The sequence below is a fragment of the Pseudomonas sp. 65/3-MNA-CIBAN-0223 genome (assembly GCF_040310425.1).
Lineage (GTDB): Bacteria > Pseudomonadota > Gammaproteobacteria > Pseudomonadales > Pseudomonadaceae > Aquipseudomonas > Aquipseudomonas gregormendelii.
The window spans coordinates 20,887-43,519 of the sequence record NZ_JBEOPV010000021.1 but is presented as its reverse complement, the minus strand read 5'-3'; the positions used below and the strand labels follow the sequence as shown (position 1 = coordinate 43,519).

Sequence of the window (22,633 nt, the reverse complement as noted above, 5' to 3'; positions counted from 1 at the left end):
CTTACCAAGAAAGAAAAGCATTAATTGGGCACATGGAATCTTAGATCACACCATGGGTCCGGGCCCGCTTTATCAAAAGTAAATATGGCTCTAAGTAATACAGAGGGCGCCACTCCCTGAGTCGCACGCACAGTAGCACTTACATCTGTAAAGTTGAGCTGCCCATCCTGCTTCATAGAATCTGGCGATTTAGTTTCGGCGGAATTATTTCCAGCCTCTACAATGAATAAATCCAAATTAGCTTTATTCCCGCCTTTCTGCCCATTACTTTTTGTAATCCTATATTGATGAAGAGTAACTGTCCATTCTTGATAATCACCCACAGCCCTCAATACAGCAAGCGCCTTTACCCAACCAGAGAAATTCCCAACACTGCATGTACCTTCCACTGTTTTATTGATAATCAAACCGTTATCGGGAGCAGCTTGAGCGGACACTGGAAAAAACGTCAGGCATGCAACTGAAGCCCCGACACACAACGTTTTTCTAGCAAAATTAAACATCACTCCCTCCATAGAAAATCAGAAAAATCCACCTCACCACACGAGCGCATCAATAACTTTCAGCATAAAAAATCAAGCTCAGGCAAGAATGGTTACTTATCTATTCTTGTCAGCATGAATATTTAACGCCTAAAAACAATATTAATGACAAAAAAAGCTACAACAATAGGAATTTTCCTATATTGATTTAAGCACACCGAACTTTTCGCCATTACAGTATAGAAAAGCATCCTTCCAAGACTGTATGAATACCTAGCTTTCTGCGAATGCGTCACAAGAAAATTCCCCATATCGAAAGACACGCAGCATTTTTCGTTATGGCTTACACCCAAGGAGCGTTTCGCAGTCGGGCAAGCTTATTTCCGGTCTCGACTGGGTGGCCATCGATGTCGAGCATATGTTCATCATGAGAATGATCGAATTAGAGGAGTCAACATGATGAGGCTCCACGACAAATCTGTGCCACCGGGATAGGAGGCATTGCCAAAATAGCGGGCACAAAAAAGCACCCCGCAGGGCGCTTTTTGATAAAACGGTCGGCGCTTACTGAGCCGGTTCGTTCTGTGACAGCACCAGCTTGCCTTCCTTATCCACCGGAATCTGGTTGCCCGGATCGCGATCCATCCGCACCTTGCCTTCCTTGCCGTCCAGCGAATAACGGACGTCGTAGCCTACGACCTTGTCGCTGATGTCATTCACCGTGTTACAGCGAGTCTGGGTGGTGGTATAGGTATCGCGGTTCTGCATACCTTCCTGCACTTTGTTACCGGCATAACCGCCGCCCACGGCGCCAGCTACGGTGGCGATCTTCTTGCCGGTGCCGCCGCCGACCTGATTACCCAGCAAACCACCGGCCACTGCGCCAATGGCGGTACCGAGGATCTGATGTTGATCCTTGACCGGCGCCTGGCGGGTCACGGCCACGTCCTTGCACACTTCACGTGGCGTCTTGATCTGTTTCTTGACCGGGTCAACGGCTAGAACTTGCGCATACTCAGGGCCGCTTTTAACCAGGCTGTAGGTGGCAACAGCACCCCCGGCAGTCACACCGACAGCACCCAATACCGCACCAACCAGCAACGACTTGTTCACTTGAACCTCCTGACCATCATAGGCGGGACAACGCCCGCGCTTCTCCCAGCCTTGGAGCATAAAAAAAGGCGCGAGTTCAATACTCGCGCCTTTTAGGCCGACAGCTGGAAGACGAAAGCCGTTATGGGCGGTCGTCGACTTCCTTATCGGTAGCCACTGGAGGAATCAGATCCTCAGTGCTCAGGTTCAGCCAGATCAGCACCACGTTAGCGATGTAGATCGACGAGTAGGTACCCGCCAGAACACCCATAAACAGCGCAATGGAGAAGCCCCACAGGTTGTCACCGCCGAAGAACAACAGCGCCGCAATCGCCAGCAACGTGGAGATCGAAGTAGCCATGGTCCGCAGCAGGGTCTGGGTGGTCGAGATGTTGATGTTCTCGATCAGCGTCGCCTTGCGCAGCACCCGGAAGTTCTCTCGAACCCGGTCGAATACCACGATGGTGTCGTTGAGCGAGTAACCAATGATCGCCAGCACCGCCGCCAATACCGTCAGGTCGAAGGTGATCTGGAAGAACGACAGGATACCGATGGTCACGATCACGTCGTGGATCAGCGAAACAATGGCGCCGACCGCGAACTTCCACTGAAAGCGGAAGGCCAGGTAGATCAGGATGCCGCCGAGCGCCATCAGCATGCCTAGGCCGCCCTGGTCGCGCAGTTCTTCACCGACCTGCGGGCCGACAAACTCGACTCGCTTGACCGCCGCCGGGTTGTCGCCGCCAACCTTCAGCAGCGCTTCAGCGACCTGATGACCCAGCTGCGGGTCTTCACCCGGCATCCGCACCAGCAAATCGGTAGTTGCACCGAAGCTCTGCACGATCGCGTCGTGATAACCCGAAGTCACCAGCTGCTCGCGCACCTTGGTGACATCGGCCGGATGCTCGTAGGTCAGCTCGATGAGCGTACCGCCGGTGAAGTCCAGGCCCCAGTTCATGCCCTTGGTCGCAACACTGAACAAGGCCAGCAACGTGAGGAACAATGTGACGCCGAACGCAACGTTGCGAACGCCCATGAAGTTGATTGTACGTAACATGGCAGCCCCTTAAATCCACAACTTCTTGAAGTCACGACCGCCGAAGATCAGGTTGACCATCGCGCGGGTCACCATGATGGCCGTGAACATCGAGGTAAAGATCCCGAGGGACATGGTCACTGCGAAGCCCTTCACCGGACCGGTGCCCATGGCGAAGAGAATCCCGCCGACCAGCAACGTCGTCAGGTTGGCGTCGAGAATCGCAGTGAATGCCCGGCCGAAGCCTTCGTTGATTGCCCGCTGGATGGTCATGCCCGCCGCAATCTCTTCACGAATCCGCGAGAAGATCAGCACGTTGGCGTCAACCGCCATACCCATGGTCAATACGATACCGGCGATACCCGGCAGGGTCAGCGTAGCACCCAGCAGCGACATCAGCGCCAGCAGCAACACCATGTTCACTGCCAGAGCGACGGTGGCGATGATGCCGAAGAAGCGGTAGATGGCGATGATGAACAGCGAGACAAACAGCATGCCCCACAGCGACGCATCGATACCCTTGGTGATGTTGTCCGCACCCAGGCTCGGGCCGATGGTGCGCTCTTCCGCGAAGTACATCGGGGCAGCCAGGCCACCGGCACGCAGCAGCAGTGCCAGCTCGGAGGACTCGCCCTGGCCGTTCAGGCCGGTGATACGGAACTGAGCACCCAGTGGCGACTGGATGGTCGCCAGGCTGATGATCTTCTTCTCTTCCTTGAAGGTCTGCACCGCCACGTCTTTCTCGACGCCGTCGACCACTTGCTTGGTGTAAGTGGTAACAGGACGCTGCTCGATGAAGATCACCGCCATGCTGCGACCGACATTGTTACGGGTCGCACGGCTCATCAGCTCGCCACCGTGGCCATCCAGGCGGATGTTCACTTCTGGCGTACCTTGCTCGCCGAAGCCAGCCTTGGCGTCAGTCACCTGGTCACCGGTGATGATCAGGCTACGCTCGATCTGTGCCGACGGACGATTGCCTTCACGGAACTCGAACGTTTCCGAAGTGGCTTTCGAAGCGCCCGGCTCTGCAGCCAGACGGAACTCGAGGTTGGCCGTCTTGCCCAGGATACGCTTGGCTTCAGCCGTGTCCTGCACGCCTGGCAGCTCAACCACGATGCGGTTGGCGCCCTGACGCTGCACGATCGGTTCGGCAACACCCAGCTCGTTGACGCGGTTACGTACCGTGGTCAAGTTCTGCTTGATGGAGTATTCGCGGATTTCCGCCAGCTTGGCCGGGGTCATCGCCAGACGCAGCACCGCCTGACCATTGAGGTCGGCCGGAACAATATCGAAATCGTTGAAGTTCTTGCGGATCAGTGCACGGGCTTGCTCGCGGGAAGCTTCATCAGTGAAACCCAGCTGAATGGCACCGTTGAGTTGCGGCAGGCTGCGATAGCGCAGCTTCTCTTTGCGCAACAGGCTCTTGACGTCGCCTTCGTAGACTTTCAGGCGGGCATCGAGGGCTTTATCCATGTCCACTTCCAGCAGGAAGTGCACACCACCGGACAAGTCCAGACCCAGCTTCATCGGGTGCGCGCCCAGGCTGCGCAGCCATTGCGGGGTGGTTTGTGCCAGGTTCAGTGCAACGACGTAGTCATCACCCAACGCCTTGCGCACAACGTCCTTGGCTGGCAGTTGGTCTTCAGCCTTGACCAGGCGAATCAGACCGCCCTTGCCACCTGCCGTCAGCGAGGTCGCCTTGACATTGATCCCGGATGCCTTGAGCGCAGCGCTCACTCGATCCAGATCAGCCTGATTGACCTGCAGTGCAGTGCTTGCACCGCTGACCTGAATGGCCGGGTCATCAGGATAAAGATTGGGAGCGGAATAAATCAGACCGACCGCCAGCACCGCCAGGATCAGAATGTATTTCCACAGAGGGTATTTGTTCAGCATCACGCCGCCCGCTTATGACGCGGGGCGCCTTGCGCGCCCCGTCGATTGAGTAGAAGTTGAAACTTAGATCGCTTTGAGCGTGCCTTTTGGCAGCGTGGCGGCGATAGCGCCTTTCTGGAACTTCATTTCGACAGTGTCGGAAACTTCCAGAACCACGAAATCATCAGCCACTTTGGTGATCTTGCCGGCGATGCCGCCGGTGGTCACAACTTCGTCGCCTTTCTGCAGGCTGCTCAGCAGGTTCTTCTGCTCTTTGGCGCGCTTGGCCTGTGGACGCCAGATCATCAGGTAGAAGATGACCAGGAAACCGACCAGGAAAATCCACTCAAAGCCGCCGCCCATTGGGCCTGCAGCAGGTGCAGCAGCGTCAGCCATGGCGTTAGAGATAAAAAAGCTCATTTAGCACTCCAGTTGCAAATGTTGAATCTTGGGGTCAGAAAACTCAGTCCAAAGGCGGAACGGGAAGCCCGCGTTTGGCGTAGAAGGCATCGACAAAGGCGGCCAATGTACCCTGTTGAATAGCCTCGCGCAAACCAGCCATAAGCACCTGGTAATGGCGCAAATTGTGGATGGTATTCAACATGCTACCCAGCATTTCGCCACACTTGTCCAGATGGTGCAGATAAGCACGGGAGAAGTTCTGGCAGGTGTAGCAATCGCAGGTCGGATCCAGCGGCGAATCATCATGGCGATGGAACGCGTTGCGGATCTTCAGCACGCCTGTATCAATGAACAGATGCCCATTGCGGGCATTACGGGTTGGCATCACGCAATCGAACATGTCCACACCGCGGCGCACACCCTCAACCAGATCTTCCGGTTTGCCAACGCCCATAAGGTAACGAGGTTTGTCAGCCGGCATCTGGCCCGGCAGATAATCCAGCACCTTGATCATCTCGTGCTTGGGTTCGCCCACCGACAGACCGCCAATGGCCAGGCCGTCGAAGCCGATCTTGTCCAGGCCTTCCAGGGAGCGCATGCGCAGGTCCTGGTGCATGCCGCCCTGAACAATGCCGAACAGCGCCGCCGTATTGTCGCCATGGGCATTCTTCGAACGCTGGGCCCAGCGCAACGACAGCTCCATGGAAATACGCGCGACGTCTTCGTCAGCCGGGTACGGCGTGCATTCGTCGAAAATCATCACGATGTCCGAGCCCAGGTCACGCTGAACCTGCATCGACTCTTCCGGCCCCATGAACACCTTTGCGCCATCCACCGGGGAGGCGAAGGTCACGCCCTCCTCCTTGATCTTGCGCATGGCGCCCAGGCTGAATACCTGGAAACCACCGGAATCAGTGAGGATCGGGCCTTTCCACTGCATGAAATCGTGCAGGTCGCCGTGCTTCTTGATCACTTCGGTGCCAGGGCGCAGCCACAGGTGAAACGTGTTGCCCAGAATGATTTCCGCGCCGGTGGCGGTGATATCCCGCGGCAGCATGCCCTTTACGGTGCCATAGGTGCCCACCGGCATGAACGCCGGGGTCTCGACGGTACCGCGCGGGAAGGTCAGGCGACCGCGACGAGCCTTGCCGTCTGTGGCAAGCAACTCAAACGACATACGACTTTGGCGACTCATTCTTTGTCCTCAGGGCCACGTGGTGCGGGGTTACGGGTGATAAACATCGCATCACCGTAGCTGAAAAAGCGGTATTCATGCTCCACGGCGGCTTTATAAGCGGCCATGGCTTCGGGATAACCGGCGAACGCCGAAACCAGCATCAGCAGCGTGGATTCGGGCAAATGGAAGTTGGTGACCAGGGCATCGACCACATGAAACGGCCGCCCCGGGTAGATAAAGATGTCGGTATCGCCACTGAACGGCTTGAGCACGCCATCGCGCGCGGCACTTTCCAGCGAACGCACGCTGGTGGTGCCCACCGCCACCACCCGCCCACCGCGAGCGCGACAGGCCGCCACCGCATCCACTACATCCTGGCCGACTTCCAGCCATTCAGTGTGCATGTGGTGATCTTCGATCTTCTCGACGCGCACCGGCTGGAACGTACCCGCACCCACGTGCAGGGTCACGAACGCGGTCTCGACGCCCTTGGCGGCAATCGCCTCCAGCAGCGGCTGATCAAAATGCAGCCCCGCCGTCGGCGCCGCCACCGCGCCCAGGCGCTCGGCGTACACCGTCTGATAACGCTCGCGATCCGAGCCTTCATCCGGGCGGTCTATATAAGGAGGCAACGGCATGTGCCCGACACGGTCCAGCAGCGGCAACACCTCCTCGCTAAACCCCAGCTCGAACAACGCATCGTGACGCGCCAGCATCTCGGCCTCGCCACCGCCGTCGATGAGGATCTTCGACCCAGGCTTGGGCGACTTGCTGGACCGCACATGGGCCAGCACGCGATGACTGTCGAGCACCCGCTCAACCAGAATTTCCAGCTTGCCGCCGGAAGCTTTCTGGCCAAACAGCCGCGCCGGAATCACCCGGGTATTGTTGAACACCATCAAGTCGCCCGGGCGTAAATGCTCAAGCAAATCAGTGAATTGACGGTGTGCCAGGGCGCCGCTGACCCCATCAAGGGTCAACAGGCGACTGTTGCGACGCTCGGCCAAAGGATGGCGAGCAATCAGCGAATCAGGGAGCTCGAAAGTAAAGTCAGCAACGCGCATGATGGGGTTCGTCTAGCAGGGCCGGGAAGTCTAGCGGAAATATCAAAAATTCTCCACGAAACGTGATTGACCAACGGTAATCTCATCTCTATACTTCGCCGCCATTGAGCCCTGATGGCGGAATTGGTAGACGCGGCGGATTCAAAATCCGTTTTCGCAAGAAGTGGGAGTTCGAGTCTCCCTCGGGGCACCAAAATTGAGAAAGGCCTTGCTTAGCAAGGCCTTTTTTTTCGCCCACGATAAAGCACTCGACACCCCACCACCCCGCGTAGGAGCTGCCGAAGGCTCGGGCCGCGATCGGACGATCTTTTGATCCTGCTCTTCCTCCACCGCTCCCAAACCCGGTGAAAAATTTCACAAGGATTCCCCCCATGGAATTGCTCCTGGAAACCGTCGCCCTGTTCTGCCTGAAGCTCGCATATGAGACGGAGGGGTCGAGCCCGATTCTGCGCGATGATCCGATCATGAGCGATTACGAGCGCGAGGTTTTTGGTTTACTGGTGCGCCAGGGGGATATCGCGGCGATCCAGTTGAGGGTCAACCAATGCCTGGCGTTGGCACTGGATGCCTTGGGGGACGTGGATAAACCCTTGGGGCGCGAACTGCAGAGGTTGTCGGTAGATTTTGATGGTGCGCAGACTCTCCAGCAACTGGAAGCAGCGCTTCTGATACTGCAGAACTACCTGAAAGACATTTATTAAGCGCCGAAAAGCTTACCGGTAACGGCAAGCTTCAAGCGTGCCACAGCGTCTCTGTTCCATGCGAAGCAAGACCCGGCAGCGCCGTGGAAACCTTAAGCTCGTGCAACGTCACCTTCAATTTTTCGGTTTTGGCTGGCCTTCATCTCCTCATTTTTTTTAATTTCACCGGCGACTTCCTTACTCATCCGCTCGAGCGCCTCGGCCTCGCTGGTGCCCGGACACCCCATCCTGGCGAAATTAAGCAAGTTGGCGATATTATCCTTCACCTTAAGCAACGCCTCCCCCTTAGCGTTAAACTGCTGATTAGCGGCGTCTAGCTTATACCCCAATATGATAAAAAACGGAGTCTCGATATTCGTCGCTGCGGCCAGTTCTTGCTCAAGGGCTTTTACACGCTTTATATCTACCGTATACGGAGGAACTACGGTGCGCGATCCAGTGCAATTTAAACTCGAGAAATTCATGACAACCCCCAAATTATTAAAACAATCAGTGGACACAATATTTTGTACTCAGTTGCCCGCCCAAGACATCTGCGCTACTGCGCTTTCAGATGACGGACGGAGCAGCACCGCCAGTTATAGGCGATCCGCAACTGACGGCTTTAGATTCAAAACGTTTCACCCCCTCCTTATGGAGTTAGTGCAATCATAGCGATGGAATAAAAACCAACCGTCATATTTCGCTCATACCAAGTGCAAAGAAAGGGAGGCATCGCCGCGATTCAATAGCTAGCTGCTCAATGCCTAAACCAGGAAATTCACAGGTACTCCATTATATATTCACAACCACTCAATCGTGATAATCATCCATAGCACGAGCCAAAGGATCATTATATTTTTTTATATCACCGGCGATTTCCACATCCAAAAGTTTCGCTGTTGCGGGAATCGCTTTTTTAAAATCTTTAGAGTCAGATATCACGGCGCCCAAAGCTTCAGTTTTATGCGGACTTGCGCCCTCACGCTTTGCAAGATCTAGCATATTAGTTGCTTTTTTTAAAACCGCAGACAAAGACACCATTTTCAATTCACGGGTACAATTATCCTCTTTAGAAACAGCTGTTCCAGGTGCTATGGCAAAATACACGTTATTGGACTGCCTTACACTCGAAAGCTCTTTCTCAAGACCACGAATAACTTTGTCTGTTACCTGACGCGCGGGCGAAAAACCTAGAGCACGAGAAATAGAACCTATAATCTTAATCTTAATCACCTCTATTCACTAATAAAAAACATATTTTATAACCAAAAAATACGAATGCACTGCCATATTCCGCTCAAGCCTGGCATAAAATTTCACAGCTAACTTTTATGAAGTTATCTATATATTCAAATGCACATAGATATCGGAAAACTCTTAAATGGCGGCAAGTGCATCTTTACTGTTCCTGAGACCGCTGGCTTTCCAGTGAATGAGCCTGAAACAGGATGTTTTCAAAGGTTGCAGGAAAAGGACCTGCACGCTACCCTTCCACCGTCGCTGCCAACTCAGCGACCGGGCTTGGAAACCCGATCAAATCTGGAAGCGCATCAGTGCCTTACTCACGTTTGCAGGAGTTTTTACTCTCGCAGTAGTGATCTATGGCGGCTGTGCGTGGGACGTCTTCGGGCGTGCCGGTTTCCTAGATTCCCGGTTTTCCAACCTGCGCACAGCTGTCACCCATTCGCTTGGAAACGAACGTGGCAGCTTCTTAAATCTAGGAGCTTTGAAATGCGCACCATCAAACCGTATGAAGTGTGGCTTCCCCCTCTACGCAGTTCCCAGTTGCGTAACGCCCCACCATCCACCCTCCCACACGCCCTCTCCATCACCGGAGGTGGCAAATGACCGACAGTCCCGAACTCAAAACCATCGGCTTCACCCCCGCGATCTACCTCGGTAATCAAGCGATGTTTCACGTCATTGGTGGTGTGCCCATTGCCGATGCGTTATCGATGGCTTCGGATTTTCTTTGCCTTGCCAAGTCGCTGACTGAGGATGCTGCTTATGCCAAAGACAATGGGAGGCATGCTTGGGCTGCGCATTATTTGGTGGCTATGGGTAAGGCGTTGGTTGATGATTCGGTTAAGGTTTTGATGCGGGAGCGGGGGGATTCTGGGGGGTTAGTCTGAGGGTGGGCTTGCGATGGTGCTGGGTCATTTGGGTTTGTTGTGGGTGATCTGGCGCTATCGCGGGCAAGCCCGCTCCCACAGGTGGGGTGTGTGGGGTCTGGATTTGGGTTGTCTTGTAGGCCCTGAGGGGCTGGGGGATTGGGGGTGGCTGGGCTGGCGCTATCGCGGGCAAGCCTTGCTCCTACAGAGGTAACTCCCACTGCGGTCACTTCAACAGGGTCTCCCACAGGAGGGCTTCCACAGAAGTAACTCCATAGTGGGGTTTCCACAGCGGGCCTTTTGGAGCGGGGCTCCCGCTGATTAGGGGTCGGTCGCGAATGATGCCAGGCCCAAGCTTTTCGGGGGTACACCCGCTTCAGAGCAGGTGCTGGGAAATCAATTTGGAGATTTCCACCATCGAAGTGCGCCCAGTGAATTCGAATTTCACTCTGCCCAACGACGAAAAGTATATCTCCAGTTCCGAATCCAGATCGAAGGTTCCTGATGTTTCCACCGAATACGCCACGATGTTTTTGTACGGCAATGAGGTGAAGTCTTTCTTGCTGCCCGTCAGCCCCTGGACGTTCACTGCGATGATGCGTTTATTGGTAAACACCACGCCGTCGCGCATGGATTTGTAGGAGTCGATGACCTGCTCCCCCTCCAATAGCAGTGCGGTAACCCGTTCGGCGTATTCGTCATTTTGCTTGAGCTTGAAGAAGCCTTTGTTGTTGAAGTCGATCATGTGCCATTCCCTATGGGTTAAATACCTATCTAAGCATGTTGCCGCAGGCTTACCTACTCCTCCCCCGCCGTGGCCTTCACGGCCACTTCAATCGCCCGAACGCTGACCGCCGCAAATATCGCGGTCATCAACACGCCGTTGAACCCGAGCAGGATTGCCAGGATCCGCGATGCGCCGAGTTTGGGCACGAGTTCTCCGTAACCGATGGTGAAGCCGGTAACGAAGGCGAAGTAGATGCCGTCCAGCGCCTTCCAGCCCTCCAGATAGGCGATGGTGAAGCCGAACACTACGATTATGAGCACCAGCACGGAGACGATGGGCCACACGACGCGAAGGTAGAAACCGACGGCTTTGAAGAATTCTCTACGCACGTGCGATGCATGAGTGGGTTTCATGGCATGGGCTTCCTGGAGGTTGTCCGGGCTGATGACGGATTGAGCCACTATCAGCTTGGCACAAGCGCTGGAAACCGCTGGCGCAACCCTGGCCAGGACGGTACCGCAACGCAGCGCAACAACAAGTGCCCCCGGCGATCCCGCGATGCTTTCGCTGTCCGCCGCCACCTGCGTTATCATCGCCCGCCTCTGCGCACCAAGAGCCTTGACCGGATGTCCGTAACGCTGCCACCAACTGCCGATCTTCACTCCCTGCCCCCGGTTCTCGCCGGCCCGCTGTTGCGGCGCCTGGAGCCCACGCGGCTGGTGCTGTGGCTGGTGGGGTCGCGGGAGCTGGAGCTGACCCTGCATTTGCAGGGTGTCGCCGACATCCGCCTCGACGCCACGCAGTGCACGGTGATTGCGGTGGGCAGCCATGCTTTCGTGCATTTGATCGATGTGCCCCTCGACAGCGCCCTGCCCTGCGACACCCTGATCGAATATGACGTGTTGATTGACGGTGCCGGCATTGCCGACTGGGCGCCGCACTTGTTGTATGGCGACGCGCTGCGACCGAATTTTGTGCTGCGCGCGCGGGTCGATCAGTTGCTGCACGGTTCCTGCCGCAAGCCGCATCATCCTGCTGCCGACGGTTTGCTCTGTGTCGATCAGTTGCTGGCGACCGAACACGAGCCGCAACAGCGTCCCGCGTTGTTGATGATGACGGGCGACCAGGTGTATGCCGATGACGTCGCTGGGCCCACGCTGCGGGCGATTCATGCGCTGATCGAGCGGCTGGGGCTGTTCGAGGAGCACCTCGAAGGCGCGGTGGTCAGCGACAGCGCCAAGCTCTATGAGCACCCGGCCAGTTATTACCACCGTGCGGATTTGTTACCGGCGCTTGAGAGCAACGAGACGTTGCGTGAGCGATTTTTCGGTGGGGCGCGCAAGCCGATTTTCACCAGCAGCAGCGCCGACAATCATTTGGTGACGTTTGCCGAGGTGATGGCGATGTACCTGCTGGTGTGGTCGCCGACAGCCTGGACGCTGATTGCACCACAGCCGCCGGAGCTGACCGCACAGCGCCGTGAGCGGTATGCGCTGGAGCAGATGCGCATCGATGGTTTCAAAGCCGGCCTGGGTGGTGTGGCCCGGGCGCTGGCGCATTTGCCGAGCCTGATGATTTTCGATGACCACGACATTACCGATGACTGGAACCTTTCCGCGCAGTGGGAGGAAACGGCCTACGGGCATCCGTTCTCCAAGCGGATCATCGGCAATGCGTTGATCGCCTACATGCTGTGTCAGGGTTGGGGCAATAACCCGGATGCGTTCAAGGATCTGCTGAAGAAAACGGCACAGTTCAGCGCGACCGGGCGGGACCGTTACCTGGACAGCCCGGTGCAGGACGACCTGATCGATGACCTGCTGAAATTTCAGCAGTGGCATTACGTGCTGCCCACCAGCCCGGCGCTAGTGGTGATCGATACGCGCACCCGGCGCTGGCGCAGCGAGATGACGCTGAAGCAGCCTTCGGGTTTGCTCGACTGGGAAGCGCTCAGCGAGTTGCAGCAGGAACTGCTGGATCACCCCTCGGCGATCATCGTGTCGCCGGCGCCGATCTTTGGTGTGAAGTTGATCGAGACGGTGCAGAAAGTGTTCAGCTGGTGCGGTTTTCCGCTGCTGGTGGATGCTGAAAACTGGATGGCCCATCGTGGCGCGGCGCAGGTGATCCTGAATATTTTCCGACACTCGCGTACGCCGGGTAATTACGTGGTCCTGTCGGGGGATGTGCATTATTCCTTCGTGTACGAGGTATTTATCCGACACCGCAAGGGTGGGCCGCGTATCTGGCAGGTGACCAGCAGTGGCATCAAGAACGAGTTTCCGCCGAGGCTGCTGGAGTGGTTCGACCGGCTCAACCGCTGGCTCTACTCGCCGCGCTCGCCGCTGAACTGGCTGACCAAGCGCCGGCTGATGCGCATTGTCCCGCATGTGCCTGAGCATGCTGAAGCGGGTGAGCGGCTGTGGAATTCGGCGGGGATCGGGCAGGTATTCTTTAACGAACAGGGTCAGCCCCAGGCAATTTATCAACACAATTCAAACGGCCTGCCGAAGACGCGGATGGTGGCGCCGCAAGAGGACTGACGGGGGCCCGGGTCGTCTGTATCGCGAGCAGGCTCACGCCTACAAAGGAATATGTATGTTTGCACGGAGCAAGTTGGTACCTGAACTGATGGTCAGCGACATCAGGAAAAGCCTGCATTTCTGGACGGTATTGGTCGGTATTCCGATTGCCTACGAGCGGCCTGAAGTCGGGTTTGCCTACCTTGACTTGAACGGCGCGCAGCTGATGCTGGAGCAATACGATCCCGGCGAGGGGCAATGGCTCAGTGGTGCGCTGCAGGCGCCCTTCGGTCGGGGTATCAATTTCCAGATTACTGTTGAATCGGTTGAACCTGTTTTGCGGCGGCTGGCTGAAGTTCAATGGCCGCTGTTTCGAGCGTGTGCCGACACCTGGTATCGCGCGGGTGAGGTTGAAGTGGGCCAGCGGGAGTTTCTGCTGCAGGATCCGGATGGGTATCTGGTGCGGTTAGTGGAAAGCCTTGGGGAGCGTACCAGTCAGAAACCGACCTGATCCTGGCGGAATGCAGGATGGCGCATTTATCGGAAAAGGCCTACATCACTAGCAGAAACGTCTCGGCGGCTATCGGGTGATACTCAGCTCATACGCAAATGCACCGTTTGCGTAGCGACCACTCAGAGGTATTACCTTGCCACCCTGTACTCATTTCTGTACGTTCTTTGCTTGAGGCGAGGACTACAATATGCAAACCATCAACTATACGACAGCTCGAGCGCACTTGGCCGAAACAATGGATCGAGTGAACGAAGACCGTGCTCCACTGCTGGTGACTCGTCAAAAAGGTGAGCCGGTGGTGATGATGTCCCTGGCGGAATACAACGCTTTGGAGGAGACGGCATATTTACTGCGCTCTCCAGCCAATGCCGAGCGCTTGATCAAATCGATCGGCAATTTACGCGCAGGAAAAACCAAAGCCAGGCAACTCATTGAAGAATGAATATCGAGTTCACTCCTGAAGGTTGGGACGACTATCTGTGGTTCCAACACAATGACAAGGCAGGCCTCAAGCGAATCAACCTGCTGATCAAATCAATTCAGCGCGAGCCTTTCACCGGACTTGGGAAGCCTGAGCCGCTCAAACACAATTTGAGCGGCTTTTGGTCACGGCGAATCACCGCAGAACATCGCCTTGTGTACTCAGTTGAGGACGGTGAGCTTCGGGTTGTGATGTGCCGGTATCACTACTGATCTGGGCTTGGTAAGAGTTGCCGCAGGCTCGGGCCGCGTTCGGACGATTTTTTGATCTTCGGCGGTTTCCGCGTTATCCAAGATCAAGATCAAAAGATCGCAGCCTTCGGCAGCTCCTACGGGGTTTGCCGGGATTTGCCGGGATTTGCAGGGTAATCCCGGGGTAATGCCGGGATTTGCCGGGGGTTATCGAGGGTTACCGGGGTTGTGGTTGGTTTGGTGTGATCAGATCGCCCGGCAGATTCCTCTGACAATCATCTCCACCTCCCGCTCATCAATGGTCAACGGCGGCAGCAGGCGGATGGTTTTGCCGCGGGTTACGTTGATCAGCAAGCCGTGGTCCCGGGCGGCGATCAGGGTCAGGTCGCGGATGGGCTGCTTGAGTTCAATGCCGATCATCAGGCCCCGACCACGAATGGCCAGCACGTTTGGGTTGTCTGCCAGTTCGGCGCGCAGTCTGGTGAGCAGCCGCTCGCCCTGGCGTGCGGCGTTTTCCAGTAGTGCCTGTTCCTCGATGATTTCCAATACCGTGCAACCGACACGGCAAGCCAGCGGGTTGCCGCCGAAGGTGCTGCCGTGGCTGCCGGGGGTGAACAGGTCGGCGGCTTTGCCGCGGGCCAGGCAGGCGCCGATGGGGATGCCGTTACCCAGGCCTTTGGCCAGGGTCATGACGTCCGGGACGATGCCTTCGTGCTGGAACGCGAACCACTGGCCGGTGCGGCCGATGCCGGTCTGGATTTCGTCGAGCATCATCAACCACCCGTGCCCGTTGCACAGTTCGCGCACGGCTTTCAGGTAGCCGGGGGGCGCCGGTTGCACGCCGCTTTCGCCCTGGATCGGTTCCATGAGGATCGCGACGATGCGTGGGCCGTGCCGTTGCTGCACCCGCTCAAGCGCCTTGAGGTCGCCAAAGGGCACTTTGACGAAATCTCCCGGCAGTTCGCTGAACCCCAGGCGCACTGCAGGGCCGTCGCTGGCGGACAAGGTGCCGAGGGTCCGGCCGTGGAAGGCATTTTCCATGACCACCACCAGCGGCTGCTCGATGCCTTTGCGCCAGCCGTGCAGGCGCGCCAGCTTCAGCGCGGTTTCGTTCGCTTCGGCGCCGGAGTTGTTGAAGAACGCCCGCTGCATGCCGGCCAATTGGGTCAGCTTCCCGGCCAGGCGCTGTTGCCAGTCGATGCTGTACAGGTTGGAGGTATGCAGCAACAGGCCGGCCTGCTCGCTGATGGCCGCGACGATTTTCGGGTGGGAATGGCCGACGTTGGTCACCGCCACACCCGCCACCGCGTCCAGGTACTCGCGACCGGCCTGATCCCACAGGCGCGTGCCCAGCCCTTTGCAAAAGCTCAGGGCCAGGGGTTGATAGGTGGTCATCAGGCAGGCGGCGGTCATGACATCAAGCTCCATCAATTGTCGGTGTTTTTGCAGTATGGTTAGCCACTTGAGCTGGATAAACGCTGCAACCCTTCAATGATATTAAAGCTGGGCTTGATAATGGATTTGTTCCAGGCAATGACCGTTTATGTGCGGGTGGTCGAGAGCGGCAGCATGACCGCCGCCGCGCTGCAGTGCGCCATGTCCACCACCATGGTCGGCAATCACCTGCGTGCGCTGGAGCAGCGCCTTGGCGTGCGCCTGCTCCATCGCACCACCCGCCGCCAGCGCCTGACAGAATTCGGCAGCGCCTACTATCAGCGTTGCCTGGAAGTGCTGGGGCTGGTGGCTGATTCCGAGCGCCTCGCCGAACAAAGCCAGGACACGCCCCGCGGCACGTTGCGCATCACCGCACCGCTGACTTTCGGCACCGAAAAACTCGCGCCGGCCCTCAGCGAATTCGCCCTGCGCTACCCACAGGTCAAACTGGACGTGATGCTCTCCAACGGGCGCCCCGACCTGCTGGAAAATGGCCTGGACGTCGCCTTTCGCCTGGGCGCCATCGAGCCGAGCAACGTCATCGCCCGCCCGCTGATCGACTACACCCTGACCATGTGCGCATCGCCGGCGTACCTGGCACGCCGGGGCAATCCGCTAACACCCCAGGACCTGCAACAGCATGACTGCCTGGCCTTCGCCTATCCGGCCGGGGACGACTGGCAATCGGTGGCGAAACATTGGCGCCTGAGCGGTCCGGAGGGTGAAGTGATGGTGGCCGTCAGCGGCACATTGCTGATCAACAGTTCGGCGGGCCTGCATCAGGCGGCCCGCACCGGCATGGGCATCGTGATGCTGCCGGACGCGCTGGTGGAGCAGGACCTGGCGAGTGGAGCACTCGTGGCGCTGATGCCCGACTACCAACTGCCCAGCCGGCCCATGAGCCTGATTTATGCCCAGGATCGCTACCGCCTGCCCAAGCTGCGCCATTTCGTCGACTTCGCCATGCAGCGATGGGGCAAGCAGTAGCCATTCAAACCCGGCATGCACTAGTCTGCGCGGAGACCTGATCGACATGGAGAGCGACGATGTTTAGTTTCTGCGTCGAGCATCTCGCTTCATCAACACGCCAAGGACAGCCAATGACATCCCCTACCCTTTACCGCCGAGCCACTTCCCAGGATTTGCTGGCCATTTGCAGATTGGGCCAGCAACTCAACAGCCTGCACCACCAGCACCGGCCGGACATCTACGCACCCTCTACCGGGGATTTCGCCCGCGACAGTGACTTCTGGCGACCCAGCCTCGAGGGCGAAAATCACGCGGTGTTCCTCGCCGAACAGGCTGCCACGGTGAAGGGTTTCATCACCGTGCAAGTCACCGACTCGAAGGGCTCGCTGATGCAACCGCAGCGAGTCGGGCGCATCGGTTCGGTCTGTGTTGACCAGGCGGCCAGAGGCCAGGGCGTTGGCCGCGCATTGATGGCGCAGGCCCAAGCCTGGGCGCTCGACCAGGGCGCGGCGGATTTGCGTTTGACCGTGTGGGGCTTCAACGCGCCGGCGCAGCGCCTCTATGCAGAACTGGGGTTTGAAATGCGCGCGTTCGAAATGGGCAAGCGCCTGACCGATGTGCAGGCCTAAGGTTATGACCCGCCCTTGATCAGCACCGGTTTCTCCTGGTATCGATCCGCAAACAGCTGCTTCAGCTGCGCCACTTTCGGCAAGTCGTTGATGACGATGTAGGGATAGGTGGGATGTTCAGTCAGGAAGTCCTGATGTTCATCCTCAGCCGGGTAGAAACCGTTGTAGCTTTCCAGCCTGGTCACGATCGGTTTGCTGAACGAATGCGCGGCGTCGAGCTGGGCGATGTACGCCTGGGCGACCTTTTGCTGCTCGCCGCTGCGGGTAAAAATCGCCGATCGATACTGAGTGCCGCTGTCCGGCCCCTGGCGATTGAGTTCGGTGGGGTTGTGGGCCACCGAGAAGTAGATTTGCAGCAGGGTGCCGTAGCTGACCTGAGTCGGGTCGAACGTGACTTCGACGGCTTCCGCGTGCCCGGTGTCGCCGTCGCTCACTCGCTCGTAGCGAGCGGTATCGGCCCTACCGCCGGCGTATCCCGACTCGGCTTTTTGCACCCCCTTGACGTGCTGGAACACACCCTGCACGCCCCAGAAACATCCGCCGGCGAATACCGCGGTTTCACTGCGGGCCTGGGTGGTTGAGTCGAGTGCCGGAGGTGGAATGACCACTGCGTCCTCGGCGCCCAGGGAGAAGGCCGAGCATTGACCGATAACGCCAGCAGCCGTCAGGGCCAGCAGTGTGCGACGCCAGGTGAAGGATAATTTCATGGGTCTTGCTCCAGAAACGAAAGATCAAGCCGGCGTGAACTTCATCGCCAGGCCGTTCATGCAGTAACGCTGGCCAGTGGGTTTGGGCCCGTCATCGAAGACATGGCCCAAGTGACCGCCACATCTTCGGCAGTGCACCTCCTCGCGCACCATGCCGAATGAACGGTCCTGACGAATGCCCACCGCGTTGTCCAGCGGCGCCCAAAAACTCGGCCAGCCGGTGCGGCTGTCGAATTTGGTGGCCGAGGAAAACAGCGCCCGGTCACAACCGGCACAGGCGAACGTACCGTCCCGGTGCTCATCGTTCAGCGCACTGCTGTAGGCGCGCTCGGTGCCCTCTTCGCGAAGGATTTCGTATTGCTCGTCGCTCAGCAGGGCGCGCCATTCACTGTCGCTGTGCGTCACTTCGAAGACCTCTGCGGCATTGGCATCGCCAATCAAATCGCCAATGAATGAGCAGCGACCGGCAAATGTCGGCAATACACCGACCGCCAGGGCTGCAACCCCCAGCCCGCCGCTCGCTACGAGAAACTGCCGTCGTGAAAACATGCTCGTCTCCAAAAATCCAGGGGGCCTTTCATGGAACACAGCCTAGGCTGAGTGTGATCGCCAAATCCTCACGGAGAGTTAAATAAATCGTGATAACTCGATGGGCGAAAAACCCGCACACTACGCACACCGCGCTGAAGGATTAAGCTTGATGGAACAGACCAAACGCGTCCTGGTGGTCGAGGACGACCTGCATATTGCCGACCTCATCTGCCTGCATCTTCGTGATGAACATCTCGAGGTGGTGCACTGCGCGGACGGGAACGAAGGCATGCGCATGCTGCAGCAGGGAGGCTGGGATGCGCTGATCCTCGACCTGATGCTACCCGGGGTCGACGGGCTGGAAATCTGCCGTCGCGCCCGTGCGATGGCGCGCTACACGCCGATCATCATCACCAGCGCCCGCTCCAGTGAAATGCACCGGATCCTGGGCCTGGAGCTGGGTGCCGACGATTACCTGGCCAAGCCCTTTTCCATGCTCGAACTGGTGGCGCGGGTCAAGGCGCTGTTGCGGCGAGTGGATGCGATGGCGCGCAACCTGAAAATGGACGCCGGCAGCCTGAGCCTCGATGGCCTTTCCATTGACCCGATCACCCGCGACGTCGCCCTCGATGGTCGGCGCCTGGACCTCACGCCCAGGGAGTTCGACTTGCTGTACTTCTTCGCCCGCCAGCCCGGCAAGGTGTTCTCGCGCATGGACTTGCTCAATGCGGTGTGGGGCTACAGCCACGAGGGTTACGAGCACACGGTGAACACTCACATCAATCGCCTGCGGGCCAAGATCGAGGCCGACCCGGCGCAGCCCGTGCGCATCCTCACGGTGTGGGGCCGTGGCTACAAGTTCGCGGCGCAAGAGGACCAGCCATGAAGCTGACCCTGACACAACGCCTGTCACTGGTGTTCGCCGTGCTCCTGCTGGTGTGCTGCGGCACGTCGGCGTGGATGCAGGTGCGCGCCAACCAGATCCATGAGCAGGAGGTGGTGCAAGGGTTGTCGAGAAACCTGGCGCAACACATTGCCAATGACACGGTGCTGATGAACAGCCAGGGCCTGATGCCCGATGCGGTGCGCAACCTGTTCAGCCAGTTGATGCTGGTGAACCCCAGCGTCGAGGTGTACCTGCTGGACCCTGCAGGCCGGGTTGTCGGCAGCGCAGCACCCGAGGGGCGGATTCGCCGCGAGCAGGTGGACCTGGCGCCCATCCAGCGCCTGCTCGCTGGCGATGCCCTGCCGATACTGGGCGACGACCCGCGCAGCGCCGACGCACGCAAAGTATTCAGTGCCGCGCCGTTGACGGTCGATGGCAAGCCGGTTGGCTACCTCTATGTGGTGCTGCTCGGCGAGGAACATGACCGCTTCGCCGAACAAGGCGCGACCAGCGCGGCGCTGAACACGGCACTGTGGTCAATCGGGCTGGTGGCGTTGTTATGCCTGATTGCCGGTCTCACGGCCTTCTCGCTGATCACCCGGCCCTTGAGGCGCCTGACCGCGAACGTCAGCCAGTTCGATATCGACGGCATGCCGCAAACACCCCCGGCGCCAGTGGAAAAAGCCGCCAGCCAGGACGAGATCGCCGTACTCGACGCCGCCTTCCGCCAGATGCAGGCGCGCCTGAGCGAACAATGGCGCTCGTTGACTCGCCAGGACCAGGAGCGGCGCGAGCTGGTGGCGAACATCTCCCACGACCTGCGCACGCCCCTGGCGTCGTTGCATGGTTATCTGGAAACCTTGTCGCTCAAGGACGCGACCTTGTCCGTGGCCGACCGCCGCCGTTACCTGGGCATCGCCCTGGATCAGAGCCGCAAGGTTGGCGGGCTGGCACAGTCGCTGCTGGAGCTGGTGCGGCTGGAGCATGGATTTGTGCAGCCCGTGCTGGAGCGGTTTTCCCTGACCGACCTGGTGCAGGACATATTCCAGAAATTCGAACTGACCGCCGAAGCGCGCCAGGTGCAGCTCAAGGCCAACTTTGCGCCAACGGTGTCCGGGGTGTTTGCCGACCTGGGGCTAATCGAGCGGGTACTGACCAACCTGTTTGACAACGCCCTGCGCCATACGCCGGTGGGCGGAATCATCAGCATCAGCCTGGTGCCGCAGGGTGGGTTCGTCGAGATCACGGTCAGTGACAGCGGCCCGGGGATTGCTGCGCAGTTGCGTGAGGGGTTGTTTCTGCGGCCGTTCAATATTGGCGGCGCGCGGCGGGATGGCGGGTTGGGGTTGCGAATTGTGCAGCGGATTTTGCAGTTGCATGGCCGCGAGATTCGTTTGCTGGATGTCCCGGGGCAAGGGGCGACCTTGGTGTTTTCGTTGCCGGTGGATGAGGAAGTTGCCACGCAATTGGCGGTGCGGTCGATGAATCTGAATACGCCGGGAAAGGTCTGACGGACCGCGCTGCCTGCATCGCGGGCAAGCCTTGCTCCCACAGGGCTCTAAGGCGGGCAAGACACGTTCGGATAGTTCACCCCGTGCGTGAAAATAGGCCAATGCACAGAACCCGACAGGACTACTATCCACGCTCGCTTTTCGACACGGACACGTCAAGATGCTCAACGCCCTGCAAAACACCCCACCGTGGGTCTACGCGCTCTTTGTGCTGCTTTGCTATTTCGGGATCAAGGCCCTCTCCCCCACCCGGGAAAGCAAAATCTCGCTGCTGATCACGCCGCCGATCCTGCTCGCCTGGTCCCTGTATTCGCTCAATCTGGCGCTGCATCCGGTGTTGTCGCTGGGCTTCTGGCTGGTCGCCGTACTGGTGGGCAGCGCCACTGCACTGCTGATTTTTTCCAGCCAGGACGTCAGGCTGGATGCCTCGAGAGCCGGGCTGATCCTGCCCGGCACCAGCAAGACCTTGGTGCTCTACCTGCTGTTGTTTGCGGTCAACTACTACTTCGGCTATGAGGCGCAGGTTCACCCGCAACAATCGAACACGCTGCCAGTCATGTTGCTCAAGGCCTGTGCGTCCGGGATTGCCAGCGGTCTGTTTTGCGGGCGCTCGATCAGGTTTTATCAGGTGTTTCGCGGCCTCAAGGCAACTCATGCGTAGGAGCTGGCGAAGCCTGCGATCTTTTGATCTTTGGCTAGGTGGGGGCCGCCAGGATCAGGATCAGGATCAAAAGATCGCAGCCTGCGGCAGCTCCTACGGGGCACCGAGGTGGATGTTTTGGCCGCTGGCCTGTTCGTCCGTGACAACACGGCGCCGGTCCAATAGATTAGGCGGCCTGAAAAGGCCCCGGGCTTTCTCGCCTCATCCCAAGTTAAAAGAAGTAGTGAAATTTCAATGTCCGATTCCAATACCGCTGAATCCGTAGTCACCTTGTCGTCCAAAGCGGAATACGAAAACTCCATCAATCTTTCACAACACCTGCCACAGGCCAAGACCATCGCCGAGATGGTCCTGGACTCGTTCCAGTCGACCCGTGAAAGCGACCAGATCCGCGAACTGCGTGCCGCGATCCGCCAGGCTCACGACAGCTTCGACGATGACAAGGCCTACGAACTGATGGGCGAACTCAAGCAGCTCAAGGACGCCGAGGCCGCTGATATCGCGGCACTGGAAGACCTCAGCAGCAAGTTCCCGATCAGCCGCATCCTGTCGAGTTTCAAGGACGACCCTGCGTTCCAGGAAATCGTCTACGGCCTGGCGCTGAAAGTGCTGAACCAGACTCATCAGGCCATCAGCAATCCGGGCAGCAGCAAGGGCAAGACAGTGCGGGCGAAGAAAGAAGCCGAAGTGTTCACCATCAGCAAGGACGGCGTGAGCGTCACCTTGCCGCTGCGCACGCCGCGTTCGCGCCTGAACCTTGATCGCCAAGCGCTGGAGTTCCTCGGTTTCGCGTTCGTCGGTGAAGGCGATGAAGCGGAGCTGGAAAGCGAAACCTTCCTCGACAACGCCGGGACTGAACAGGCGGTCAACCGCAAGAACATCATCACTGCGCTGCAGCAACAGACCGCGTTCGATGGCTTCAGCATCGCTGCCCAGTAACACACCTCC

At 58.2% G+C, this 22,633-nt stretch carries 25 protein-coding genes, 1 tRNA gene and 1 pseudogene; 13 read left to right on the top strand and 14 right to left on the bottom strand.

Going from position 1 to position 22,633, the window contains the following annotated elements; all coding sequences use genetic code 11:
• Positions 1-20: 20 nt before the first annotated feature.
• The 7 genes from AAEZ09_RS22420 to queA form a co-directional block, all read right to left on the bottom strand.
• Positions 21-503: a hypothetical protein gene (locus AAEZ09_RS22420; protein WP_350600810.1), complete on the bottom strand. Its 483-nt coding sequence runs from the start codon at positions 501-503 to the stop codon at positions 21-23.
• A gap of 543 nt (positions 504-1,046) precedes the next feature.
• Positions 1,047-1,595 (bottom strand): glycine zipper 2TM domain-containing protein, encoded by a 549-nt coding sequence (locus AAEZ09_RS22415; RefSeq protein WP_045061576.1) that lies wholly within the window; start codon positions 1,593-1,595, stop codon positions 1,047-1,049.
• 121 nt (positions 1,596-1,716) lie between these two features.
• Positions 1,717-2,631 carry a protein translocase subunit SecF gene (gene secF / locus AAEZ09_RS22410; protein WP_350600809.1) on the bottom strand — a complete coding sequence of 305 codons (915 nt, stop codon included), beginning with the start codon at positions 2,629-2,631 and terminating at the stop codon, positions 1,717-1,719.
• A gap of 9 nt (positions 2,632-2,640) precedes the next feature.
• Positions 2,641-4,509: a protein translocase subunit SecD gene (gene secD, locus AAEZ09_RS22405; RefSeq protein ID WP_350600808.1), complete on the bottom strand. Its 1,869-nt coding sequence runs from the start codon at positions 4,507-4,509 to the stop codon at positions 2,641-2,643.
• Positions 4,510-4,572: 63 nt separating this feature from the next.
• Entirely contained in the window at positions 4,573-4,908 is a 336-nt protein-coding gene (gene yajC / locus AAEZ09_RS22400) for a preprotein translocase subunit YajC (RefSeq protein WP_007982729.1), read from the bottom strand.
• A 43-nt stretch (positions 4,909-4,951) separates the two neighbouring features.
• Positions 4,952-6,067, bottom strand: a complete 1,116-nt coding sequence (gene tgt, locus AAEZ09_RS22395; RefSeq protein ID WP_163019375.1) for a tRNA guanosine(34) transglycosylase Tgt — start codon at positions 6,065-6,067, stop codon at positions 4,952-4,954.
• Positions 6,068-6,081: 14 nt separating this feature from the next.
• Positions 6,082-7,131: a tRNA preQ1(34) S-adenosylmethionine ribosyltransferase-isomerase QueA gene (gene queA, locus AAEZ09_RS22390; RefSeq protein WP_122837616.1), complete on the bottom strand. Its 1,050-nt coding sequence runs from the start codon at positions 7,129-7,131 to the stop codon at positions 6,082-6,084.
• A 108-nt stretch (positions 7,132-7,239) separates the two neighbouring features.
• Between queA and AAEZ09_RS22385 the strand changes: the two genes are divergently transcribed.
• Both AAEZ09_RS22385 and AAEZ09_RS22380 read left to right on the top strand, forming a co-directional pair.
• Positions 7,240-7,324: transfer RNA gene (locus tag AAEZ09_RS22385), tRNA-Leu, on the top strand.
• Between the two features lie 178 nt (positions 7,325-7,502).
• Positions 7,503-7,832: a hypothetical protein gene (locus AAEZ09_RS22380; RefSeq protein WP_350600807.1), complete on the top strand. Its 330-nt coding sequence runs from the start codon at positions 7,503-7,505 to the stop codon at positions 7,830-7,832.
• A 92-nt stretch (positions 7,833-7,924) separates the two neighbouring features.
• Here AAEZ09_RS22380 and AAEZ09_RS22375 read toward each other — a convergent pair whose 3' ends face one another.
• Together AAEZ09_RS22375 and AAEZ09_RS22370 are read right to left on the bottom strand one after the other, a co-directional pair.
• Positions 7,925-8,296: a hypothetical protein gene (locus AAEZ09_RS22375; RefSeq protein WP_350600806.1), complete on the bottom strand. Its 372-nt coding sequence runs from the start codon at positions 8,294-8,296 to the stop codon at positions 7,925-7,927.
• A gap of 328 nt (positions 8,297-8,624) precedes the next feature.
• Complete coding sequence (locus AAEZ09_RS22370; protein WP_350600805.1) at positions 8,625-9,047, bottom strand: hypothetical protein; 423 nt, start codon at positions 9,045-9,047, stop codon at positions 8,625-8,627.
• 611 nt (positions 9,048-9,658) lie between these two features.
• On the opposite strand from AAEZ09_RS22370, the gene AAEZ09_RS22365 reads away from it, so the two are divergent.
• On the top strand, positions 9,659-9,946 hold the full coding sequence (locus AAEZ09_RS22365) for a DUF3077 domain-containing protein (RefSeq protein WP_350600804.1): 288 nt from the start codon (positions 9,659-9,661) through the stop codon (positions 9,944-9,946).
• Positions 9,947-10,301: 355 nt separating this feature from the next.
• On the opposite strand, the gene AAEZ09_RS22360 is transcribed toward AAEZ09_RS22365, so the two are convergent.
• Complete coding sequence (locus AAEZ09_RS22360) at positions 10,302-10,670, bottom strand: PH domain-containing protein (RefSeq protein WP_045062660.1); 369 nt, start codon at positions 10,668-10,670, stop codon at positions 10,302-10,304.
• A 53-nt stretch (positions 10,671-10,723) separates the two neighbouring features.
• Complete coding sequence (locus tag AAEZ09_RS22355; RefSeq protein WP_350600832.1) at positions 10,724-11,065, bottom strand: potassium channel family protein; 342 nt, start codon at positions 11,063-11,065, stop codon at positions 10,724-10,726.
• Positions 11,066-11,278: 213 nt separating this feature from the next.
• On the opposite strand from AAEZ09_RS22355, the gene AAEZ09_RS22350 reads away from it, so the two are divergent.
• From AAEZ09_RS22350 to AAEZ09_RS22335, 4 genes are all read left to right on the top strand, one after another.
• Entirely contained in the window at positions 11,279-13,192 is a 1,914-nt protein-coding gene (locus AAEZ09_RS22350; protein ID WP_350600803.1) for an alkaline phosphatase D family protein, read from the top strand.
• A gap of 55 nt (positions 13,193-13,247) precedes the next feature.
• Positions 13,248-13,682: a bleomycin resistance protein gene (locus AAEZ09_RS22345; RefSeq protein ID WP_350600802.1), complete on the top strand. Its 435-nt coding sequence runs from the start codon at positions 13,248-13,250 to the stop codon at positions 13,680-13,682.
• Positions 13,683-13,872: 190 nt separating this feature from the next.
• Positions 13,873-14,127 carry a type II toxin-antitoxin system prevent-host-death family antitoxin gene (locus AAEZ09_RS22340; RefSeq protein ID WP_082069261.1) on the top strand — a complete coding sequence of 85 codons (255 nt, stop codon included), beginning with the start codon at positions 13,873-13,875 and terminating at the stop codon, positions 14,125-14,127.
• On the top strand, positions 14,124-14,378 hold the full coding sequence (locus AAEZ09_RS22335; RefSeq protein ID WP_240888787.1) for a Txe/YoeB family addiction module toxin: 255 nt from the start codon (positions 14,124-14,126) through the stop codon (positions 14,376-14,378). Before AAEZ09_RS22340 ends, AAEZ09_RS22335 begins: the two co-directional genes overlap by 4 nt.
• A gap of 225 nt (positions 14,379-14,603) precedes the next feature.
• Here AAEZ09_RS22335 and AAEZ09_RS22330 read toward each other — a convergent pair whose 3' ends face one another.
• Complete coding sequence (locus AAEZ09_RS22330; protein WP_350600801.1) at positions 14,604-15,770, bottom strand: aspartate aminotransferase family protein; 1,167 nt, start codon at positions 15,768-15,770, stop codon at positions 14,604-14,606.
• A 102-nt stretch (positions 15,771-15,872) separates the two neighbouring features.
• Here AAEZ09_RS22330 and AAEZ09_RS22325 point away from each other — a divergent pair, with 102 nt between their 5' ends.
• Both AAEZ09_RS22325 and AAEZ09_RS22320 read left to right on the top strand, forming a co-directional pair.
• Positions 15,873-16,778: a LysR family transcriptional regulator gene (locus tag AAEZ09_RS22325; RefSeq protein WP_350600799.1), complete on the top strand. Its 906-nt coding sequence runs from the start codon at positions 15,873-15,875 to the stop codon at positions 16,776-16,778.
• Between the two features lie 113 nt (positions 16,779-16,891).
• Positions 16,892-17,389 carry a GNAT family N-acetyltransferase gene (locus AAEZ09_RS22320; RefSeq protein ID WP_045062670.1) on the top strand — a complete coding sequence of 166 codons (498 nt, stop codon included), beginning with the start codon at positions 16,892-16,894 and terminating at the stop codon, positions 17,387-17,389.
• 2 nt (positions 17,390-17,391) lie between these two features.
• Here AAEZ09_RS22320 and msrA read toward each other — a convergent pair whose 3' ends face one another.
• Both msrA and msrB read right to left on the bottom strand, forming a co-directional pair.
• On the bottom strand, positions 17,392-18,096 hold the full coding sequence (gene msrA / locus AAEZ09_RS22315) for a peptide-methionine (S)-S-oxide reductase MsrA (protein WP_045062672.1): 705 nt from the start codon (positions 18,094-18,096) through the stop codon (positions 17,392-17,394).
• A 24-nt stretch (positions 18,097-18,120) separates the two neighbouring features.
• Positions 18,121-18,645 carry a peptide-methionine (R)-S-oxide reductase MsrB gene (gene msrB, locus AAEZ09_RS22310; RefSeq protein ID WP_045062674.1) on the bottom strand — a complete coding sequence of 175 codons (525 nt, stop codon included), beginning with the start codon at positions 18,643-18,645 and terminating at the stop codon, positions 18,121-18,123.
• 151 nt (positions 18,646-18,796) lie between these two features.
• Here msrB and AAEZ09_RS22305 point away from each other — a divergent pair, with 151 nt between their 5' ends.
• The 4 genes and pseudogenes from AAEZ09_RS22305 (at position 18,797) to AAEZ09_RS22290 (ending at position 22,624) form a co-directional block, all read left to right on the top strand.
• Positions 18,797-19,513, top strand: coding sequence for a response regulator transcription factor (locus AAEZ09_RS22305; RefSeq protein WP_205893013.1), 717 nt, complete (start codon positions 18,797-18,799; stop codon positions 19,511-19,513).
• Positions 19,510-21,024, top strand: coding sequence for a sensor histidine kinase (locus AAEZ09_RS22300; protein ID WP_045062677.1), 1,515 nt, complete (start codon positions 19,510-19,512; stop codon positions 21,022-21,024). Before AAEZ09_RS22305 ends, AAEZ09_RS22300 begins: the two co-directional genes overlap by 4 nt.
• A gap of 142 nt (positions 21,025-21,166) precedes the next feature.
• Positions 21,167-21,685, top strand: a pseudogene (locus AAEZ09_RS22295) (DUF6622 family protein); the annotation flags it as partial.
• Positions 21,686-21,919: 234 nt separating this feature from the next.
• Complete coding sequence (locus AAEZ09_RS22290; protein WP_350600797.1) at positions 21,920-22,624, top strand: hypothetical protein; 705 nt, start codon at positions 21,920-21,922, stop codon at positions 22,622-22,624.
• Positions 22,625-22,633: the final 9 nt, after the last annotated feature.

Bases quoted from the DNA above. Each gene is read 5' to 3' on its own strand.
- tgt (WP_163019375.1), bottom strand. From the start codon at position 6,067: ATGTCGTTTGAGTTGCTTGCCACAGACGGCAAGGCTCGTCGCGGTCGC.
- msrA (WP_045062672.1), bottom strand. From the start codon at position 18,096: ATGAAATTATCCTTCACCTGGCGTCGCACACTGCTGGCCCTGACGGCT.
- yajC (WP_007982729.1), bottom strand. From the start codon at position 4,908: ATGAGCTTTTTTATCTCTAACGCCATGGCTGACGCTGCTGCACCTGCT.
- msrB (WP_045062674.1), bottom strand. From the start codon at position 18,645: ATGTTTTCACGACGGCAGTTTCTCGTAGCGAGCGGCGGGCTGGGGGTT.
- AAEZ09_RS22350 (WP_350600803.1), top strand. From the start codon at position 11,279: ATGTCCGTAACGCTGCCACCAACTGCCGATCTTCACTCCCTGCCCCCG.
- AAEZ09_RS22360 (WP_045062660.1), bottom strand. From the start codon at position 10,670: ATGATCGACTTCAACAACAAAGGCTTCTTCAAGCTCAAGCAAAATGAC.
- AAEZ09_RS22355 (WP_350600832.1), bottom strand. From the start codon at position 11,065: ATGAAACCCACTCATGCATCGCACGTGCGTAGAGAATTCTTCAAAGCC.
- AAEZ09_RS22375 (WP_350600806.1), bottom strand. From the start codon at position 8,296: ATGAATTTCTCGAGTTTAAATTGCACTGGATCGCGCACCGTAGTTCCT.
- secF (WP_350600809.1), bottom strand. From the start codon at position 2,631: ATGTTACGTACAATCAACTTCATGGGCGTTCGCAACGTTGCGTTCGGC.
- queA (WP_122837616.1), bottom strand. From the start codon at position 7,131: ATGCGCGTTGCTGACTTTACTTTCGAGCTCCCTGATTCGCTGATTGCT.
- AAEZ09_RS22345 (WP_350600802.1), top strand. From the start codon at position 13,248: ATGTTTGCACGGAGCAAGTTGGTACCTGAACTGATGGTCAGCGACATC.
- AAEZ09_RS22320 (WP_045062670.1), top strand. From the start codon at position 16,892: ATGACATCCCCTACCCTTTACCGCCGAGCCACTTCCCAGGATTTGCTG.
- secD (WP_350600808.1), bottom strand. From the start codon at position 4,509: ATGCTGAACAAATACCCTCTGTGGAAATACATTCTGATCCTGGCGGTG.
- AAEZ09_RS22305 (WP_205893013.1), top strand. From the start codon at position 18,797: ATGGAACAGACCAAACGCGTCCTGGTGGTCGAGGACGACCTGCATATT.
- AAEZ09_RS22300 (WP_045062677.1), top strand. From the start codon at position 19,510: ATGAAGCTGACCCTGACACAACGCCTGTCACTGGTGTTCGCCGTGCTC.
- AAEZ09_RS22365 (WP_350600804.1), top strand. From the start codon at position 9,659: ATGACCGACAGTCCCGAACTCAAAACCATCGGCTTCACCCCCGCGATC.
- AAEZ09_RS22420 (WP_350600810.1), bottom strand. From the start codon at position 503: ATGTTTAATTTTGCTAGAAAAACGTTGTGTGTCGGGGCTTCAGTTGCA.
- AAEZ09_RS22380 (WP_350600807.1), top strand. From the start codon at position 7,503: ATGGAATTGCTCCTGGAAACCGTCGCCCTGTTCTGCCTGAAGCTCGCA.
- AAEZ09_RS22340 (WP_082069261.1), top strand. From the start codon at position 13,873: ATGCAAACCATCAACTATACGACAGCTCGAGCGCACTTGGCCGAAACA.
- AAEZ09_RS22330 (WP_350600801.1), bottom strand. From the start codon at position 15,770: ATGACCGCCGCCTGCCTGATGACCACCTATCAACCCCTGGCCCTGAGC.
- AAEZ09_RS22290 (WP_350600797.1), top strand. From the start codon at position 21,920: ATGTCCGATTCCAATACCGCTGAATCCGTAGTCACCTTGTCGTCCAAA.
- AAEZ09_RS22325 (WP_350600799.1), top strand. From the start codon at position 15,873: ATGGATTTGTTCCAGGCAATGACCGTTTATGTGCGGGTGGTCGAGAGC.
- AAEZ09_RS22335 (WP_240888787.1), top strand. From the start codon at position 14,124: ATGAATATCGAGTTCACTCCTGAAGGTTGGGACGACTATCTGTGGTTC.